Source organism: Streptomyces sp. L2, assembly GCF_004124325.1.
Taxonomy (GTDB): domain Bacteria; phylum Actinomycetota; class Actinomycetes; order Streptomycetales; family Streptomycetaceae; genus Streptomyces.
The window spans coordinates 7207823-7223820 of the sequence record NZ_QBDT01000001.1; the positions used below are offsets into that span (position 1 = coordinate 7207823).

Below are 15998 nucleotides of genomic sequence, written 5' to 3' on the forward strand. Positions count from 1 at the left end.
CCTGCGTCACCTGATCGTGCTGCCGGGTGTGACGGCGAGCAGGCCCAGCTCGGCACGGGCCGGCAGTCCCTCCCAGTCGCCGGGGGAGGCGACGGCGAACGCGCCGGCGGCCACGGCCCGTTCCAGCCGGGTCGGCACCGTCTCGCCGTCCAGGAGGCCGGACAGATATCCGGCGACGAAGGCGTCGCCCGCTCCCACGGTGTCGCGCACCGGCACGGACACGGCCGGCCGTGACGTCGATCCGGAGGAGTCGAAGACCTCGGCACCGTCGGCCCCGCGTTTGACCACCACCTCGGCCACGCCCTGCTCCAGCAGGGACTCCACGCGCGCGTACTCCGTGGTCGCCCGGGCGTCGGCCACCAGGGGCAGTTCGTCGTCGGAGGCGATGACGACGTCGGTATGTCCGGCCAGCGGACGCAGCGCGGACGCGGCCTCCTCGGGGGACCACAGGCGCGCCCGGTAGTTGACGTCGAGGCTCACGCGGGCGCCCCGCGTCGGCGCGCAGCGCACCGCCTCCCCTACGGCCTCTCGCGGACCGGGGCCCAGGGCGGCCGTCACGCCGGTGACATGGACGATCCGGGCACCGTCGCTCAGGGCCGCGCGCACGTGGTCGGTGCTCAGGGTGCTGCCGGCGGAACCGGTGCGGTAATAGGTGACCCGGACCAGGTCGGCGATCCGGGGCTCGAAGACCACCAGGCCGGTGGGGCCCGCGTCCGTGGTGGCGGCGCGGGAGACGTCGACGCCTTCCGCGCGCAGGGTGCGCAGGACCAGGCGTCCGAACTCGTCGTCGCCGGTCAGGCCGGCCCAGCGCGCGGTGTGCCCGAGCCGGGACAGACCGATCGCCACGTTGGACTCGGCGCCGGCCACGGAGAGGTTCAGACAGCCGCCGAGTTGGAGGGGCTGGCCGGCCCGCAGGGCGGCCATGGTCTCGCCGAAGGTCAGGACGTCGATCATCGGCGCGTCACCTCCCGGAAGCGGGCCGCGCGGCCGGCGAGCGCGTCGAGCGAACCCCCGCGGGCGGCGTCCCCGACGAGCGGGCCACCGACCCCGACGGCCAGTGCACCCGCGGCCAGGTGGGCGCGGGCGGCCTCCGCGTCCACACCGCCGACGGGCACGAACGCGACCTCGGGGAAGGGGTCGCGCAGGGCCCGCAGGTACGCCGGCCCTCCGATGGAGGCGGGGAAGAGCTTGACCGCCGTGGCACCCTCGCCCAGAGCGGCGATCACCTCCGTCGGTGTCACCGCTCCGGCGAGCACCGGCAGCCCCAGCGCCCGGCATGCGGAGACGGCGTCACCGACGCCCGGGGTGACGCCGAAACACGCGCCCGCCGAAGCAGCGGCGTGCGCGTCTCCGGCCGTCAGCAGGGTGCCCGCGCCGAGCAGGGCCCCGGGGCCCAGTTCGGTGCGGGCCTTCTCGATGACGCTGAGGGCGTCCGTGCTGGTCAGGGAGACCTCGATGATCTCGACCCCGGAACGGAACAGGGTCAGCACCGTGTCGAGCGCAGCTTGGGCGTCCGTTCCGCGCACGATGGCCAGCAGCCTTTCCCTGTCGAGGGTGGAGAGGAGGTGGGCAGCCGACATGGTGCCTCCTGGAGTCGTTGCCGGTAAGGAGTCGTTGCTGTTATTTAGTAGATCGTATACCTTTCTTGGGATCCTTCAACCCCGCTCCGCGACCTGGCCGGGCGGCGCGGCAGCAGACAGGTGGTCGTTTCCAGATGAGCAGAACAGCGTTGATCACCGGCGCCGCCGGCGGTATCGGCAGGGTGGTGGCCGAACGGTTCGTCGCCGACGGCTACCGGGTGGCGGGGGCCGACCTCGCGGCGCCCGAGGTCCCCGGCGTCTCGCCCTACCGGGCCGACGTGTCACGGGCCGACGACGTGGCCGGCCTGGTCCGCGCGGTCGCCGCCGACCACGGCGGCATCGAGGTGCTGGTCACCTGCGCCGGACTGACCGAGGGCGCGCCGCTGCACCGCACCGGCGAGGAGGACTGGCGGCGGGTCCTCGACGCCAACCTCACATCGGTGTTCCTGTGCGTGCGCGAGGTGCTCCCGCAGATGATGGCGTCCGGCGGCGGACGTGTCGTCATGATCGGTTCCGTGCTCCACCGCACCGCCGCTCCCGGGCTGCCCGCGTACGCGGCGTCCAAGGCGGCCATCGCCGCGCTCGGCCGTCAGCTCAGTGTCGACTACGGACGGCACGGCGTCTCGTTCGTGACCGTCGCACCCGGCTGGGTGCGCACCCCGGCCACCGAGTCGCGCCTGGGCACCGGCGACGACGAGAGCCGGCTGCGCGAGTCCAACCCGATGGGCCTCCTGGGCACCCCCGAGGAAGTCGCCGCGGCGGTGGCCTACGCCGCGTCGCCGGAGGCCGCGCTGCTGACCGGATCCGAGCTGGTGCTCGACGCGGGGGCCTCTGTGGTCAGCGCCGCCAGCCTGCTGCGCGACGAACACCGTGAGCGTATGGGCCTGCCACCGCTCCGCCACGCCTGACACCGGCCGGGAAGCCATGAGGAGGGGGTGCCGGACCCGGTCCGGCACCCCCTCCTCATGGTGGCGGCGGCTAGGCGGCTAGGGGTGCGCGGACACCTCGTGCCCGGCCTGGGACAGCGTGTGCGCCTGTGCGGCCGCCGCCGCGGCCCCGGCGTCCTTGCGGCGCAGCGCGTCCATGATGGCGTCGTGCTCGTCGATGACGGCGGACCAGTTGCGGGCGTCCTGCGGTGCCGTGACCCGGTACCGGCGGATCGTCAGCAGCAGTTGCTCCGTCAGTTCGGTGAGGATGCGGTAGCCGCTGGCCTCGGCGAGGAGGCGGTGGAACTCGGAGTTGAGGCGCTGCAGTTCGTCGGTGTCCGTGGTGCGCAGTGCGTCCCGCATCCCGTCCTGCACGGCCTCCAGGTTCCGCAGCAGGCCGTCGTCACTGTGCTCGGCGGCGAGCCTGGCGACCAGTCCGTCGATCGCCTCACGGGCGAGGAAGACTCCGCGCATCTCGGTCTTGTCGACCTGCGCCACGACCACCCCGGAGTGGACGCGGGAGGTGAGCAGCCCCTCGGACTCCAGCCGCTTCACGGCCTCCCGGACCGGGATCTTGCTGACACCGAGGTTGCGGGCCATCTCGTCCATGTTGATGCGCTCACCCGGACGCAGATGGCCATCGGCGATGGCGCCGCGCAGGCTCTCGTACACCAGGTCGGCCTTGCTCTTCACCGCGGGCAGCCGGGCGGCCCAAGTCTTCTCTGCCATTCGTCCATCGTATGCGATATCCGTCCACTGTTGGCGATTGTTTTCCGTCGTTCGACGAGGACCGGCGGGCTGACGGCGGCCGGTAAAGGCGGCAAAACACCTCTTGACGGACGTGGAATATACGAAATACGTTATACGTGCTGATCTGCTACCGCCGACCGCCCCCGCCCGCCGCACCGGCGCTGGAGTCGACATGACTGAGCTGTCCCCCACCCCGGTCGTCCCCGCACGCCACGTACCGGCCCGCGGGCAGGCGACGACGTCCCATCTGTTCCGGCTGAGCGGGGACGACCGGGCCTCCGCACGGCTGCGCGCCTGGCTCAGCATCCACCTGCGCCGCTGGAACCTCGAGCAGCTCGCCGACGACCTGCTGCTCATAGGCGCGGAGCTGTCCTCCAACGCGCGCCGGCACGGCGCCGGCGCCTCCACGGTCGCGGTCACCCTGCGGCGGAACGCGTACGGTCGCGCCACGGTGCGCCTCGACGTCACGGACGCCGGACCCGGCTTCGACAGCGCCGCCGTCGCTCGCGGCTGGTACGACCCGGACCGCATGGAGGCGTGCGGAGGCCGCGGTCTGCTGCTGGTCTCGGAACTCAGCCGGCGCTGGGGCAACGGGCTGGTGGCGGGCCGGCACCGGGTCTGGGCCGAGATCGCTGAATGAGAAGACGTGGCCGGGCGTATTCATACCGGTGGCCGGTGCGGCCTCCCCAGGGCTGCACCGGCCACGTCGTCGGAAGGGGATCAGCAGCTGAACGTCGGCTGCGCCCAGTCCGCGTGGTCGTAGTCCGGGCCGTCACCGCCGTCCGTGACGACCAGCTGCACGGACTGGGCGCCCGTGATGTCGGCGGTGAGCTGCTGGGCGCCGTCGGTGCCCTTCAGCAGGCCGGTCGAGGCGACCTTCCTGCCGTCGGCCAGCACCTCGAAGGTGACCGATCCGCGGTCGCCGACCTCGTCGTCCACGCCGACCGTGGCCTTGAGGGCCGAGCACTGCTTGCCGGTGTAGTACTCCAGGGAGCTGGCGGCGTTCGTGCCCAGGCCCTTGGCGTACGTGGTCCCGGCGATGGTGAGCGCCTTGCCGTCACCGGCGGCGGCCTCGCCGTTGCTGTGGTCCTTCTCCACGGGACCCCAGCCGTTGGCCGAGCTGAGCGCCGTCAGGTCGCTCGCGAAGGAGTCACCGGCCGGCGGCGCCACGGCAACCCGCGCCCGCAGCGGGACCCGGGTGGTGACCGCGTCCCCGTGCGAGGGCCAGTACGTCGCCACGGCGTTGACGCCGTAGCTGCCGGGGCCGGTGCCCTTCGGGGCGGTCACCGACCAGGTCGTGGTCAGCGCCTTGCCGCTCTTCAGGGTGCGGGCCGTGGCCGGGGAGGTCGCCTCCGCCTGCCAGCCGTCCGGGACGTCGAGGTCGACGGAGACCCGCCTGGCCGTGGTGCGGCCCAGGTCGGTGAGCGTGGTCGTCACCTCTTCGGTCTTGCCCGGCTGGACGAAGTCCGCGCCGGTGACGCCCAGTTCGGCGGCCGGCGGGTAGACGACGGAGTGGTCGTCCTTCCACACGCGCAGCAGGACCGTGCCGTGGGCGGGGACGGTGGCCGCGAGCGTGCCGGCCGAGTTGTAGTCGCGGTGCTGCCACAGATCGCGCACCCGGTAGGCGTGGCCGGTGGCGAGACCGGCCGCCGTCGCGGTGGTCGCGATCCGCTGGGCCCGGTCGCTCTCGTTGAACAGCGCGACGGCACGGCTGCCGTCCGCCATCTCCTTCACGACGACCCAGCGGCCGCCCTCGGAGGACACCACGTGCCCCTGCTCGCCGAGCTTGTCCTGGTCGACGGCGATGACGTCCTTGTTCTCCAGGATCTGGTACGTCGCGTCGTCGGCCTGGCGCAGATCGGTGCCGATGAGCAGCGGCGCCGCCATGACCGACCACATCGAGAAGTGCGTGCGGTACTCGGTGTCCGTCATGCCTCCGTTGCCGACCTCCAGCATGTCGGGATCGTTCCAGTGTCCCGGGCCCGCGTACGGGGCGAGCGGCAGGTTCTGCTTCATGATCGACAGCATGCTGCCCCAGCTGTCGCTGATGTCACCGGTGGTGCGCCACAGGTCGCCGACGCCCTTGGCCCACAGCCAGGGCTTGTTCGAGCCCCACTCGCAGATGCTGTAGACGATGGGCCGGCCGGTGGCCTTCAGGGCGTCCCGCATCGTGGTGTAGCGCTTCTGGGCGTCCACGCCCTGGTTGTTGCAGTTGTCGTACTTGAGGTAGTCCACGCCCCAGTCGGCGAACTGCTGGGCGTCGCTGTACTCGTGGCCCAGCGCCCCCGGGAATCCGACCTCGCTGCAGGTGTGCGTGCCCGCGCTGGTGTAGATGCCGAGCTTGAGGCCCTTGGAGTGGACGTAGTCGGCGACCGCCTTGATGCCGTGCGGGAAGCGCACCGGGTCGGGCACCAGCTTGCCGTTCGCGTCGCGCTGCGACTCGGCCCAGCAGTCGTCCAGGTTGATGTACTGGTACCCGGCGTCCTTGAGGCCCTTCGCGACGAACAGGTCGGCCATGCCCTTGACCATGTCCTCGTTGAACTCCGGCCGGCAGTGGGTGGAGTTCCAGTTGTTGAAGCCCATGGGCGGCGTGTCGACCAGGCCCGCACCGGGCGACGTCGCCGCCGGCGCGCCGTCCCGTGCCGCCGCGACCGCCGCCGGAGCGCCGAGTCCGGCACCGCACAGCACCGCTGCCGTCAGCGCCCCTATTCCTCTGAGTCGTGCACTCCGGGCTGAGAGTTGGCGCATGCCTCGCATGTCCTTCCGTGTGCTGCCGCTTGATTGAGATGCTCATGACGAGCGAGCGCCTACGTTAGATCGTGTTGGAAATTGTCGGAAGGGGTTGGACGTCTTTGATTCAGGGCGAGTTGAAGCGGGAACTAAGCGACTGATCGGTACGGTCGACACGACAGTCTGTTTGATTTTGTGAGAGCCCGGTCGGAACCGCCACGGTACGCGCTACGGCGTGCCCGTACCCGGCGCCGGCCGGCCCGCGCGCCGCCACGGCCGTAGCTTCTCCGGGTTCCGGACCACCCAGATCCGGCTGACGCGTCCCTCGGTGATGTCGAAGGAGGACACGGTCACGACCGTGCCGGCCCGCTCGGCCACCAGCCCCGGCACGCCGTTGACCGACCGTTCCAGGAGGTGCAGTCCCGGGGCCGTGCCGGCGACGGCGACCATGTACTGGGCGATGCGGGCGCCGCCCTCGACCGGGCGCAGGACCGTGCCGACCAGGCCGCCGCCGTCGGCCGTCATCACCGCGGCGGGATCGAGGAGCCCGACGAGCGCCGCGATGTCCTTGCTCTCCCACGCCTCCCGGACCTGCCTCACCACCTCGGCCCGGCCGGTCGCGGGCACAGCCGTGCCCTTGGCGTCCACGCGGCGGCGGGCCGAGGCCGCCAGTTGCTTGCAGGCCGCGGGGGTCCGGTCCAGCACCTCGGCGATCTGGGCGAAGGGGTAGCGGAAGACGTCGTGCAGGACGAACGCCACCCGCTCGGCGGGTGTCATCGACTCCAGCACGACGAGGAAGGCCAGGTTCACCGACTCGTCCAGGACGATCTGGTCGGCGGGGTCCGCGGTGGTGGCGGCGGGGCCGGCGCCGGCCGCGTGGTGCCACTCGGTGCGGTCGGGCAGCGGCTCCGGCAGCCACGCGCCGACATAGCGTTCACGGCGGACCCGCGCCGACCCGAGCAGGTCCAGGCAGATGCGGCTGATCACCGTCGTCAGCCAGGCGCCGGGGGACAGGATCGACTCCTGCCTGAGGCGCGGCAGCTCGTACCAGCGGGCGTAGGCGTCCTGTACCGCGTCCTCGGCCTCCGTCACGGAACCGAGCAACCGGTAGGCGACATTGAGCAGTTGGCGTCGCTCGGCGGCGACCCCGTCCGTGCCGGTCCCGACAGGTTCCATGCTTCCGGCCGCCCCCTCGCCTTACCTTTCGCGGACCCACGTCGTCGGTGTGGTGAGACCTTATCGATCTACTGCCCGAGGGCGGAAAAGGGGATGCGCCATGGCCACTCAGGTGACGGCGAAGGCGACCGCGACGGCGAAGGCCCGGCGCGGTGCCTCGTTCCTGCGGATCGCGATCGCCCTGCAGACCCTGACCATCTTCCTCCAGGCCGTCTCCGCGGGGCTGCTGCTGACCGCGTCCTACGGAGAGACGCTGCACAGTGCCGGGGCCCGGGTGATGTACGGGGCGTCGATGCTGTACGTGCTCGCCGCGGTGCTGGCGTGGAAGCCGGGCGGTGGATCGTCCCGGCCGGTATGGCAGGCGTCCGGCTTCCTGGCCCTCGCCTCGGTCCAGGTCGTGCTCGGCATCGCCCACGTACCGTCCGTCCATCTTCCGCTCGGGGTGCTGATGTTCGGCCTGAGCCTGCTGGCGCTGGCCCGGCGCTGAGGTGGCGTCACTCCCCGGCACGGGAAGTGCGGACCGGCTCCGGTCAGGCGGGGTCGGCGGCGGGTGTCCGGCGTGAGAGGGCGTCGGACGCGCGGGCCGTGGCGTAGAGGGAGACGGCCAGGGCGAGGGCGAGGGCCAGGCCCGCGGTGTAGACGCCCGCCGACGGTTCGGCCGGGGCGCCGCCGGCTTCCTTGCGGGCGGATCCGCTGAGGAGGGGCACGACGACGAGGACGGCCAGGCCGAGGACGACCTCGCCCCAGACGACCCTGGGGAAGTGCCCGAGCGTCAGGTGGCGGAGGGAGACGGTGTCGCTCGCGCGGCGGGCCCGCGTCATGCGGGGCATCAGCCAGAACTGGTTGACGGCGCCCGCGGTGACCATGCCCAGGACGAGGACGGTCTTCACGAGCAGCGCGAGTCCGTAGCCGGTCGTCCACAACTGGCTGACGGTGCCCACGTGTTCCCAGCTCATCCACAGGCCGGAGACGACGACGGCGGCGACGCAGATCATCGCGACGAGGCTGAAGCGCCGCCACAGGTCGGCCCAGAGCAGGCCCGCGTCCGGGCCCAGGCGCCGCCGGGCGCCGGCGAGGAGGCTCAGCAGGACGAGACCACCGAGCCAGACGGTGCCGCTGATGATGTGGGTCTGGGTCAGGACCCGGTCCAGCATCTCGTCCGTCGTGAGCGGGACGGTGGCCGGGACCGCGCCGATCAGCGTGACGGCCAGGGCGAGGGGGAGCGCGATGAGGGCGAGCTGGTCCAGCCGGCGCCGGGCGCCGCGGGTGAACAGCGTCATGAGGGTGATCGCGGCCCCGAGGAGGACGAGGTTCTGCACCAGGTAGAGGGTCCCCTGGGCGATCCAGGCGCCGTCGTCCGCGGGCGCTCTGAGGAACTGCCATATGCGTCGTGGCGCGAGGGCGTTGCCGAACGGCATCCCGGGGCCGTTCCGGGCCACCCGCGCGGCGAGCTGGAAGTATCCGGCCACCAGGAGAACCACTCCGGACCAGGCGAGACAGACCGACAGGCGGTCACGCAGCCGGGAGCCGTCACCGTCACCGTCCGACGTCCCCCTGAGAGCGGGGCGCACGGTGGTCGCGTAGGTGACGAGGCCACCGATGGCGCCGGTCAGGCCGATGAAGTAGCCGGTCTTGGTCAGGGCTCGCCACGGGGTGGGCAGCGTGTAGCCGGCCGTGTCCGCGGCCAGCAGAAGGGTGCTCATGAAAGGTGAGGCTAACCTAAGTTCATGTCGGGTCAATGCCTCAGTAGCCGCCCAGCAGCGTCCGGACCGCCAGCAGGTTCTCCGGCCCGGTGGAGCTGTGCCAGCGCGAGGGATCGGCCGGGCGCCTGCCCCAGAGCAGCAGCAGGCGTACGGCGGCGTCGCTCTCGATCGTGGCGGGGCCCTCGGGAGCGGCCAGGCGGATGGCGGCGCCGTCGGCGTCGGCGGTCACCACGACGTCGTCCGTGCCCGGCGTGCGCAGCCGGCCCTCGACCCGCTCCCCGGGCCCCAGGTCCAGGCCGGCGCGGCCCTTCGTCAGCAGCGGGCGGCCGACCGACATGACGCTGTGCTCGGTCATCCACGGTTCGTCGAGTGCCCGGACCGCCGTACGGTCGTCACCGGTGAGGTCCCAGCGGTGCAGCACGAGTTCCTGACGCATGTGTTCGACGAAGAAGGGGACCGTCACGGACCGACCGGTCCACATCACCTCCGTGTCCGCGGGCAGGTCGTCCGCGGCGGCCGAGGCCACGTCCACGAGATGTGCGCAGCGGCTGACGAAGGCCGCCCACAGTTCGGAGTCGGGCATCCGCCGGTAGGGAGCCTCACGCTCGAAGCCCCGGGTCTCCGCCGGCGCCCCGGCGAGGAACGCCTCCAGGACCCGGGCCAGTTCCTCGGCGTTGCCCGTCTGGTGGACCAGGACGTCGCGTACCGTCCAGGCCTCGCACCACGTCCCGTCGTCGGGCCGCCGCCCCTGCACGGCACGGACGAAGGGGACCAGTTCCGGCAGGGCTTCTTCGACCTGGGAGGGCATCATGCGCCATGAGTAGCCGTCAGGGGACGCCGCCCAAACCGGTGGGGGCCGGGAAGGCCCCCACCGGTTTGGGCGGTCACCGCGGCGCGGGGATCAGCCGACGCGCAGCGTCAGAGCCGTGGTGTGCAGCGTGCCGCCGGTCCGGAACTGCAGGAACAGCCGCCAGTTCCCGGACTGGGCGAACTCGGCGTGGAAGGTCAGGGACGGTCCGCCGCGGTCGCCGTCGGCCTCGGTCTCCGGGTGGAGGTGGGCGAAGGCGAGATCGCCCTGGTGGAAGGCGGTCAGGTGGGCGAAGACGCCCAGGTACGGCTGCAGGTCGGTGACCGGTTCGCCGTTCCTGGTGACGGTGGCGGTCAACCGGTGGGCCATGCCCGCCATGAGGTCGCCCTTCACCGCCACGGTGTAGCCGTCGACGGTGGTGCTGCCGGACGCCGGCGGCAGCGGCGCGTCCGTCGCCGTGCCGGGCACCTTCACCGTGCGGCTGAGGACGAGGTCCTTGCCCTTGCCGGGACCGCTGTCCGGGGTGAAGGAGGCGTACAGGCGCCAGGTGCCCGGTCGCAGGGCGGCCAGGGGCGCGGTCCAGGTGCCGTCGCCGGCCATGGCCGGGTGCAGGTGCTGGAAGCCGGTGAGGTCGGTGCGGACGGCGTAGAAGTGCATCCGCTTGGTCTGGTCGACGGCGAAACCGGTGACCGGCCTGCCGTCCGGGCCGGTGATGGTGAAGCGGTAGTCGGCCCCGCGGCCGGCGGACAGCGTGGCACTCGCGGAGGCCATCCGGTAGCCGTCCTTCGCGGCGGTCAGGCCGTTGCCGGCGGACGCGGTGTCCATGCCGGGCATGGACTCCATCGCGTCGGCCGACGCGGAGCGGGAGGGTGTGCCGCCGTGGTCCATGCCGGCCATGGGCGAGCTGTGGCCGGAGCTGTGGCTTGAGCCGGAGCCGCAGGCGGTCAGCGTGAGGCCGAGCGCCGCGGTGAGGGTGGCCGCCGTGAGGGCATGGCGGATCGTCCGGTGGTGCTGGGACATGTGGTGTCTTTCCAGGTGGGCGCCGTGCCGCGGGCCCGGCGCGGTGAACGTGAACGGGCGACCGGTACCGGACGCGCGGCGGTGAGCCGCGGGGCCGGAGGTCGCGTCACGTCCGTGCGACGCACACCTGGTGCAGGAGGTCACGCCCGCCGGCCGGTGGCCCCCGGTGGCGCACGTCGCCGTACGCCCGCCGGATCCCCGGCAGCAGCACGGCGGCCACGAGCAGGACGACGGCCGCGGTGAGCGGCGGCAGCGGGATCCCGGAGCGGGGCGTGGTGGCCACGCACAGCGCCCCCCGCGCGGCCTGGTCCACCCGCGCTACGGCCTTCGGACCCGCCCCCTCCGGAGCGAGGACGGCGTGCGCGGCCGTTCCGGCCGGCATGTGCGAGGCGACCGGCATGCCTGGCGTCGCCCCGTGACAGCCGCCGTCGGCCGCGGCCGGACCGCCGTGCATGAGGAACAGCCCCAGCAGCACGGCGACCAGCACGGCCGGCCGCACCACCCGACGGCGGCGGACCCCGGCCGCACCGGCGGAGGACTGCGTCACGATCACGGCTCCACCCTAAGGGCACGGGCAGCGGCCCGCCGCGTCCCCCCGCGCGGCGTAGAGTCCCGGGCGTGGAACGGGAGCGGACGGCGTGAAGGCCGAGGCGTCCGGGGCGCGGCCGGAACCCGCGGGGATGCGGCCGTGGCGTTTCGTCGTGTGGTTCGGGGCGGTCAGCCTGCTCGCCGACTTCGTGTACGAGGGCGCCCGTTCGGTCACCGGCCCGCTGCTGGCCTCGCTGGGCGCCTCCGCCCTCGTCGTCGGTGTCGTCACCGGTGCCGGTGAGGCGGCGGCGCTGGTGCTGCGGCTGGTGTCCGGCCCGCTCGCGGACCGGACCCGCAGGTTCTGGGGGCTGGCGATCGCCGGGTACGCGCTGACCGTCGTCTCCGTGCCGCCGCTCGGCGTGGTCGGCGTGCTGTGGGCGGCCTGCGTCCTGGTGGTCGCCGAGCGGGTGGGCAAGGCGGTGCGCTCACCGGCGAAGGACACCCTCCTGTCGCACGCGACGGCCGCGACCGGCCGCGGCCGGGGGTTCGCCGTGCACGAGGCGATGGACCAGGTCGGCGCCCTCGTCGGCCCGTTGACGGTGGCCGGTGTCCTCGCCCTGACCGGCGGCGACTACGGTCCCGCGCTGGGCGTCCTCGCGGCACCCGGGGTGGCCGTGCTGGGGTTGCTGTTCTGGCTGCGGGCCCGGGTGCCGGACCCGGAGGCGTACGAGCGCGCGGTGACCGGCGCCGCGGGCGGCCCGCCACCGGCACCCGGCGGTCGGCTGCCGGCCGCCTTCTGGACCTACGCGGCGTTCACCGCGACCACGACCGCCGGGTTCGCCACCTTCGGCGTGCTGTCGTACCACCTGGTGACCCGGCACCTGCTGACGACCGCCTGGGTGCCCGTGCTGTACGCGGGCGCGATGGCCGTCGACGCGGTGGCCGCGCTGGCCACCGGCTGGTGGTACGACCGGATCGGCCCGCGGGTGCTCGTCGTCCTGCCCGTCCTGGCCGCCGCCGTACCGGCGCTCGCGTTCACCGACACCGTCGCGTGGGCCGTCGGCGGGTCCCTGGTGTGGGGTGCGGCGATGGGCGTGCAGGAGTCCACGCTGCGGGCGACGGTCGCCGACCTGGTGCCCACGCCCCGGCGGGCCACCGCCTACGGGATCTTCGCCGGGGTGGTCGGCGGGGCGGGCCTGGCGGGCGGGGCGCTCACCGGTGCCCTGTACGACTACTCGATCCCGACGCTGATCACGGTGGTGGCCGCGATCCAGGCGCTCGCCCTGGTGCTGCTCGCCGTGACCCGCCCGCGGCACCGTCGGCCGTGACGGGCGTCCGGTCGCCGTTGGCCGGTGGTCCTCACAGGGCCTTGGCCGGCCAGTCCAGCAGCCGGGCGCCGATGACCGCGGTCTGCAGCATGTAACGGTGCCCCGGATCGGCCGGGTTGGCGCCGGTGAGCTTGTGGATGCGCTCCAGCCGGTACGTCAGGGCGCGCACGCTCAGCGACAGGCGGCGGGCGGCCTCCGCGGCCACACAGCCCACGTCGAAGTAGGCCGTGAGCGTGGCCAGGAGCGGCTCGGCACCGCCCCGGGCCGCCGTCAGCGGGCCGAGGGTGTCCAGCACCAGGTCGGCCATGGCCTGCCGGTCACGGGTGAGGACCGGGTACACGAGCAGGTCGACGGCGCGCAGCACCGGGTCGTCCAGGCCCAGCCGGTCGGCCAGTTCGAGGGTGTTGAGGGCCTCCTCGTACGACTGGACGACTCCGCCGGGGCCCGGCTGGGGGCGCCCGATGGCCACCGTGCCCCCGTCGGTGGCGGCGTGCGCCCGCTTCGCGAAGTAGGGCAGGATCTCGTCCTCGTGGCCGGGGGCGATGCACAGCAGCCGGCCGTCCTTGGTCGTGAGCAGGGCGCTGCGGTTGCCGAAGCGGGCGAGGAGCGCCTGCTCCACCTGGCGGGGCACCGCGTCGCCCTCCGTGTAGGCGGCCGGGCCGCGCGCCACGGCGACCGCGTGGGCGTGGGCGAGCCGCAGCCCGAAGCGTTCGGCGCGCTCCGCGAGGCGGCCCAGGTCGCTGCGGCCGTAGAGCAGGTCGTCGATGAACTCGCGGCGGGCCGCCTCCTCCTGGCGTACGGCGAGGGTCTGCGCGCGTTCGTACCCCTCCGCGAAGGCGTCTATCGCCTGCTGCACGGCGGCCAGGACGCTGTCCGCCGTACCGGAGCCGGTACTCGGCCAGCCCGCGCGGGTGGCAGACAGATGGGCGCTGACCAGGGCGCGCAGTCCATGCCCGTCGTCGGCGGCGTGCTCACCCAGCACGCGCCGCGACTCCAGCTCCTCCCGGGTGAGCCGGCGGCCGGTGTCCGAGACCTCCTTCAGGATGCGGTCGTAGCCGTCCAGATACCGCTCGGGCGTCTCCCGGTGTGTCACGCCGTCCCCCCGTGGATGTTCACGCGCCGATGCGGTCCTCCTGTCGGCCCACCGGCATCCAGACCTTAGTGAACACTGCCGGATGTCGGCAATGCGCGAGCGGGTCCCGCTCGCCCATCATGAGCCGCGGGGAGCACTGCTGAGCGTTTCGGTGCCGGACACCGGCAGGGTGTCCGGCACCGGAACGCCCGCTTCCCGGCCCTTCTCCTGATGCCTGAAGGACGTGTGTCATGGATGCCATCGGCGTGCTCGCCGTCGTCTGTCTGCTCCTCGTCGCCCTCGCGCTGTTCGCGCTCTCGCGGCTGTTCCGCAAGGTGGAGCAGGGCAAGGCGCTGATCGTCTCCAGGATGCGCAAGGTCGACGTCACCTTCACCGGCCAGGTCGTCCTGCCCGTGCTGCACAAGGCGGAGGTGATGGACATCTCGGTGAAGACCATCGAGATCACCCGGGCCGGCCGGGACGGGCTGATCTGCCGGGACAACATCCGCGCCGACATCCGCATCTCGTTCTTCGTGAAGGTCAACAAGACCGTCGGGGACGTCATCAAGGTCGCCCAGTCCGTCGGCACGGCACGCGCCAGCGACCAGAAGACCCTGCAGGAGCTGTTCCACGCCAAGTTCTCCGAGGCGCTGAAGACCGTCGGCAAGCAGCTGGACTTCACCGACCTCTACACCAAGCGCGAGGAACTCCGCTACAAGATCATCGAGTTGATCGGTGTCGACCTCAGCGGCTACCACCTGGAGGACGCGGCGATCGACTACCTGGAGCAGACGCCGCTGTCCCAGCTGGACCCGGCGAACGTCCTGGACGCCCAGGGCATCCGGAAGATCACCGAGCTGACCGCCGTGGAGCACGTGCGCACCAACGAGGCGCAGCGCACGGAGGAGAAGGAGATCACCCGGCAGAACGTGGACGCCCGCGAGGCCGTCCTGGAGCTGGAGCGCCGGCAGGCGGACGCCGAGATCAAGCAGAAGCGGGAGATCGAGACCTCCCGCGCCCGCGAGGAGGCGGAGACCGCCCGGGTGGTGGAGGAGGAGCGGCTGCGTGCGCAGGGCGCGTTCCTGCGCACCGAGGAGCAGCTCGGCGTGCAGCGGGAGAACCAGGCCCGCGAGGTCGCCGTCGCCGCGAAGAACCGCGAGCGGGTCATCGCCGTGGAGAACGAGCGGATCGAGAAGGACCGCATGCTGGAGGTCATCGCCCGGGAGCGGGAGACCCAGCTGACGAAGATCTCCGCCGACAAGGAGGTCGAGGCGCAGCGCCGCGACATCGCCGAGGTCGTGCGCGAACGGGTCGCGGTGGACCGGACGGTCGCCGAGCAGGAGGAGTCCATCAAGAAGCTGCGCGCCGTCGAGCAGGCGGAGCGCGAGCGGCAGGCCGTCATCATCGCCGCCGAGGCCGAGGCGCAGGAGAAGCTGGTCAAGGACATCAAGGCGGCGGAGGCCGCCGAACAGGCCGCCACCCACCGCGCCGCCGAGGAACTCACCCTCGCCGAGGCCCGGTTGAAGACGGCCGATCTCGACGCCCGGGCCAAGCTGCGGCTCGCCGAGGGCGTCCAGGCCGAGGCCGCCGCCGAGGGTCTCGCCGCCGTCCAGGTCCGCGACAAGGAGGCCGCCGTCATCGAGAAGGCGGGCCGGGCCGAGGCGGAGGCCACCCAGGCCCGGCTGCGGGCCGAGGCCGAGGGCGCCAGGGCCAAGGCGCTCGCCGACGCCGAGGGCGCGAAGGCGAAGGCGCTGGCCGAGGCCGAGGGAGCGCGGGCCAGGGCGCTGGCCGACGCCGACGGCATCGGCGGAAAGCTGAAGGCAGAGGCGGAGGGCCTGACCGAGAAGGCCGCCGCGATGGCCGCCCTCGACGACGCCTCCCGCGGCCACGAGGAGTACCGGCTGCGGCTCCAGGCGGAGAAGGAGATCCGGCTCGCCGGCCTGGACGTGCAGCGGCAGGTCGCCGAGGCACAGGCCACGGTGCTCGCCACCGGCCTGGAGAACGCCGACATCGACATCGTCGGCGGGGAATCCGTCTTCTTCGACCGGCTGGTCTCCTCCATTTCGCTCGGCAAGGGCGTCGACGGGTTCGTGCGGCACTCCGAGACCGCGCAGGCCCTGGCCCGCCCGTGGCTCGACGGCACCTCCAGCTTCACCGACGACCTGGCCGGCGTCCTCGGCCGGGCCTCGACCGCCGACGTGCAGAACCTGACGGTCTCCGCGCTGCTGATGAAGCTCATGAAGTCGGGCGGCACCGAGGCCGGCACCGTGCAGCAACTCCTGGACCGGGCGGGCGAACTGGGCATCGCCGACACCCCGCTCACCGCGCTGAACGGCACCGCCAGGGTCTGATCACCACCGGTGCCCCGGCTGCCGCA

The 15998-nt window shown here is 72.8% G+C and carries 15 protein-coding genes; 5 read left to right on the plus strand and 10 right to left on the minus strand.

Annotated features, from left to right (window positions below):
- Positions 1-6 precede the first annotated feature (6 nt).
- The gene (locus DBP14_RS32310; RefSeq protein WP_129311183.1) at positions 7-954 is read right to left on the minus strand and encodes a sugar kinase; all 948 of its coding nucleotides are present in this window, start codon (positions 952-954) and stop codon (positions 7-9) included.
- A complete protein-coding gene (locus DBP14_RS32315) occupies positions 951-1580 on the minus strand; it encodes a bifunctional 4-hydroxy-2-oxoglutarate aldolase/2-dehydro-3-deoxy-phosphogluconate aldolase (protein ID WP_129311184.1) in 630 nt (209 codons plus the stop codon). The genes DBP14_RS32310 and DBP14_RS32315 overlap by 4 nt, the downstream gene beginning before the upstream one ends.
- A 134-nt stretch (positions 1581-1714) precedes the next feature.
- Here DBP14_RS32315 and DBP14_RS32320 point away from each other — a divergent pair, with 134 nt between their 5' ends.
- The gene (locus tag DBP14_RS32320; RefSeq protein WP_129311185.1) at positions 1715-2488 is read left to right on the plus strand and encodes an SDR family oxidoreductase; all 774 of its coding nucleotides are present in this window, start codon (positions 1715-1717) and stop codon (positions 2486-2488) included.
- Between the two features lie 78 nt (positions 2489-2566).
- On the opposite strand, the gene DBP14_RS36260 is transcribed toward DBP14_RS32320, so the two are convergent.
- Positions 2567-3235 carry a GntR family transcriptional regulator gene (locus DBP14_RS36260; protein WP_164992455.1) on the minus strand — a complete coding sequence of 223 codons (669 nt, stop codon included), beginning with the start codon at positions 3233-3235 and terminating at the stop codon, positions 2567-2569.
- Positions 3236-3428: 193 nt separating this feature from the next.
- Between DBP14_RS36260 and DBP14_RS32330 the strand changes: the two genes are divergently transcribed.
- Positions 3429-3896: an ATP-binding protein gene (locus tag DBP14_RS32330; protein WP_129311187.1), complete on the plus strand. Its 468-nt coding sequence runs from the start codon at positions 3429-3431 to the stop codon at positions 3894-3896.
- Between the two features lie 80 nt (positions 3897-3976).
- Here the strand turns inward: DBP14_RS32330 and DBP14_RS32335 are convergent, their stop codons facing one another.
- Positions 3977-6004 carry an NPCBM/NEW2 domain-containing protein gene (locus tag DBP14_RS32335; RefSeq protein WP_129311188.1) on the minus strand — a complete coding sequence of 676 codons (2028 nt, stop codon included), beginning with the start codon at positions 6002-6004 and terminating at the stop codon, positions 3977-3979.
- A 210-nt stretch (positions 6005-6214) separates the two neighbouring features.
- Entirely contained in the window at positions 6215-7162 is a 948-nt protein-coding gene (gene sigJ / locus DBP14_RS32340; RefSeq protein ID WP_129311189.1) for an RNA polymerase sigma factor SigJ, read from the minus strand.
- 100 nt (positions 7163-7262) lie between these two features.
- Between sigJ and DBP14_RS32345 the strand changes: the two genes are divergently transcribed.
- Positions 7263-7649: a hypothetical protein gene (locus DBP14_RS32345; protein ID WP_129311190.1), complete on the plus strand. Its 387-nt coding sequence runs from the start codon at positions 7263-7265 to the stop codon at positions 7647-7649.
- Positions 7650-7692: 43 nt separating this feature from the next.
- On the opposite strand, the gene DBP14_RS32350 is transcribed toward DBP14_RS32345, so the two are convergent.
- The 4 genes from DBP14_RS32350 to DBP14_RS32365 form a co-directional block, all read right to left on the minus strand.
- Entirely contained in the window at positions 7693-8865 is a 1173-nt protein-coding gene (locus DBP14_RS32350) for a CopD family protein (protein WP_129311191.1), read from the minus strand.
- A gap of 40 nt (positions 8866-8905) precedes the next feature.
- A complete protein-coding gene (locus DBP14_RS32355; protein ID WP_206739391.1) occupies positions 8906-9676 on the minus strand; it encodes a maleylpyruvate isomerase N-terminal domain-containing protein in 771 nt (256 codons plus the stop codon).
- 90 nt (positions 9677-9766) lie between these two features.
- A complete protein-coding gene (locus tag DBP14_RS32360) occupies positions 9767-10693 on the minus strand; it encodes a hypothetical protein (protein WP_241741092.1) in 927 nt (308 codons plus the stop codon).
- A gap of 106 nt (positions 10694-10799) precedes the next feature.
- The gene (locus tag DBP14_RS32365) at positions 10800-11246 is read right to left on the minus strand and encodes a hypothetical protein (RefSeq protein WP_129311192.1); all 447 of its coding nucleotides are present in this window, start codon (positions 11244-11246) and stop codon (positions 10800-10802) included.
- 85 nt (positions 11247-11331) lie between these two features.
- Here DBP14_RS32365 and DBP14_RS32370 point away from each other — a divergent pair, with 85 nt between their 5' ends.
- Entirely contained in the window at positions 11332-12549 is a 1218-nt protein-coding gene (locus DBP14_RS32370) for an MFS transporter (RefSeq protein ID WP_241741093.1), read from the plus strand.
- A 31-nt stretch (positions 12550-12580) separates the two neighbouring features.
- Here the strand turns inward: DBP14_RS32370 and DBP14_RS32375 are convergent, their stop codons facing one another.
- Entirely contained in the window at positions 12581-13642 is a 1062-nt protein-coding gene (locus DBP14_RS32375) for a helix-turn-helix domain-containing protein (RefSeq protein ID WP_129311193.1), read from the minus strand.
- 230 nt (positions 13643-13872) lie between these two features.
- On the opposite strand from DBP14_RS32375, the gene DBP14_RS32380 reads away from it, so the two are divergent.
- On the plus strand, positions 13873-15972 hold the full coding sequence (locus tag DBP14_RS32380) for a flotillin family protein (RefSeq protein ID WP_129311194.1): 2100 nt from the start codon (positions 13873-13875) through the stop codon (positions 15970-15972).
- Positions 15973-15998 lie beyond the last annotated feature (26 nt).

Bases quoted from the DNA above. Each gene is read 5' to 3' on its own strand.
- DBP14_RS32310 (WP_129311183.1), bottom strand. From the start codon at position 954: ATGATCGACGTCCTGACCTTCGGCGAGACCATGGCCGCCCTGCGGGCC.
- DBP14_RS32315 (WP_129311184.1), bottom strand. From the start codon at position 1,580: ATGTCGGCTGCCCACCTCCTCTCCACCCTCGACAGGGAAAGGCTGCTG.
- DBP14_RS32320 (WP_129311185.1), top strand. From the start codon at position 1,715: ATGAGCAGAACAGCGTTGATCACCGGCGCCGCCGGCGGTATCGGCAGG.
- DBP14_RS36260 (WP_164992455.1), bottom strand. From the start codon at position 3,235: ATGGCAGAGAAGACTTGGGCCGCCCGGCTGCCCGCGGTGAAGAGCAAG.
- DBP14_RS32330 (WP_129311187.1), top strand. From the start codon at position 3,429: ATGACTGAGCTGTCCCCCACCCCGGTCGTCCCCGCACGCCACGTACCG.
- DBP14_RS32335 (WP_129311188.1), bottom strand. From the start codon at position 6,004: ATGCGCCAACTCTCAGCCCGGAGTGCACGACTCAGAGGAATAGGGGCG.
- sigJ (WP_129311189.1), bottom strand. From the start codon at position 7,162: ATGGAACCTGTCGGGACCGGCACGGACGGGGTCGCCGCCGAGCGACGC.
- DBP14_RS32345 (WP_129311190.1), top strand. From the start codon at position 7,263: ATGGCCACTCAGGTGACGGCGAAGGCGACCGCGACGGCGAAGGCCCGG.
- DBP14_RS32350 (WP_129311191.1), bottom strand. From the start codon at position 8,865: ATGAGCACCCTTCTGCTGGCCGCGGACACGGCCGGCTACACGCTGCCC.
- DBP14_RS32355 (WP_206739391.1), bottom strand. From the start codon at position 9,676: ATGATGCCCTCCCAGGTCGAAGAAGCCCTGCCGGAACTGGTCCCCTTC.
- DBP14_RS32360 (WP_241741092.1), bottom strand. From the start codon at position 10,693: ATGTCCCAGCACCACCGGACGATCCGCCATGCCCTCACGGCGGCCACC.
- DBP14_RS32380 (WP_129311194.1), top strand. From the start codon at position 13,873: ATGGATGCCATCGGCGTGCTCGCCGTCGTCTGTCTGCTCCTCGTCGCC.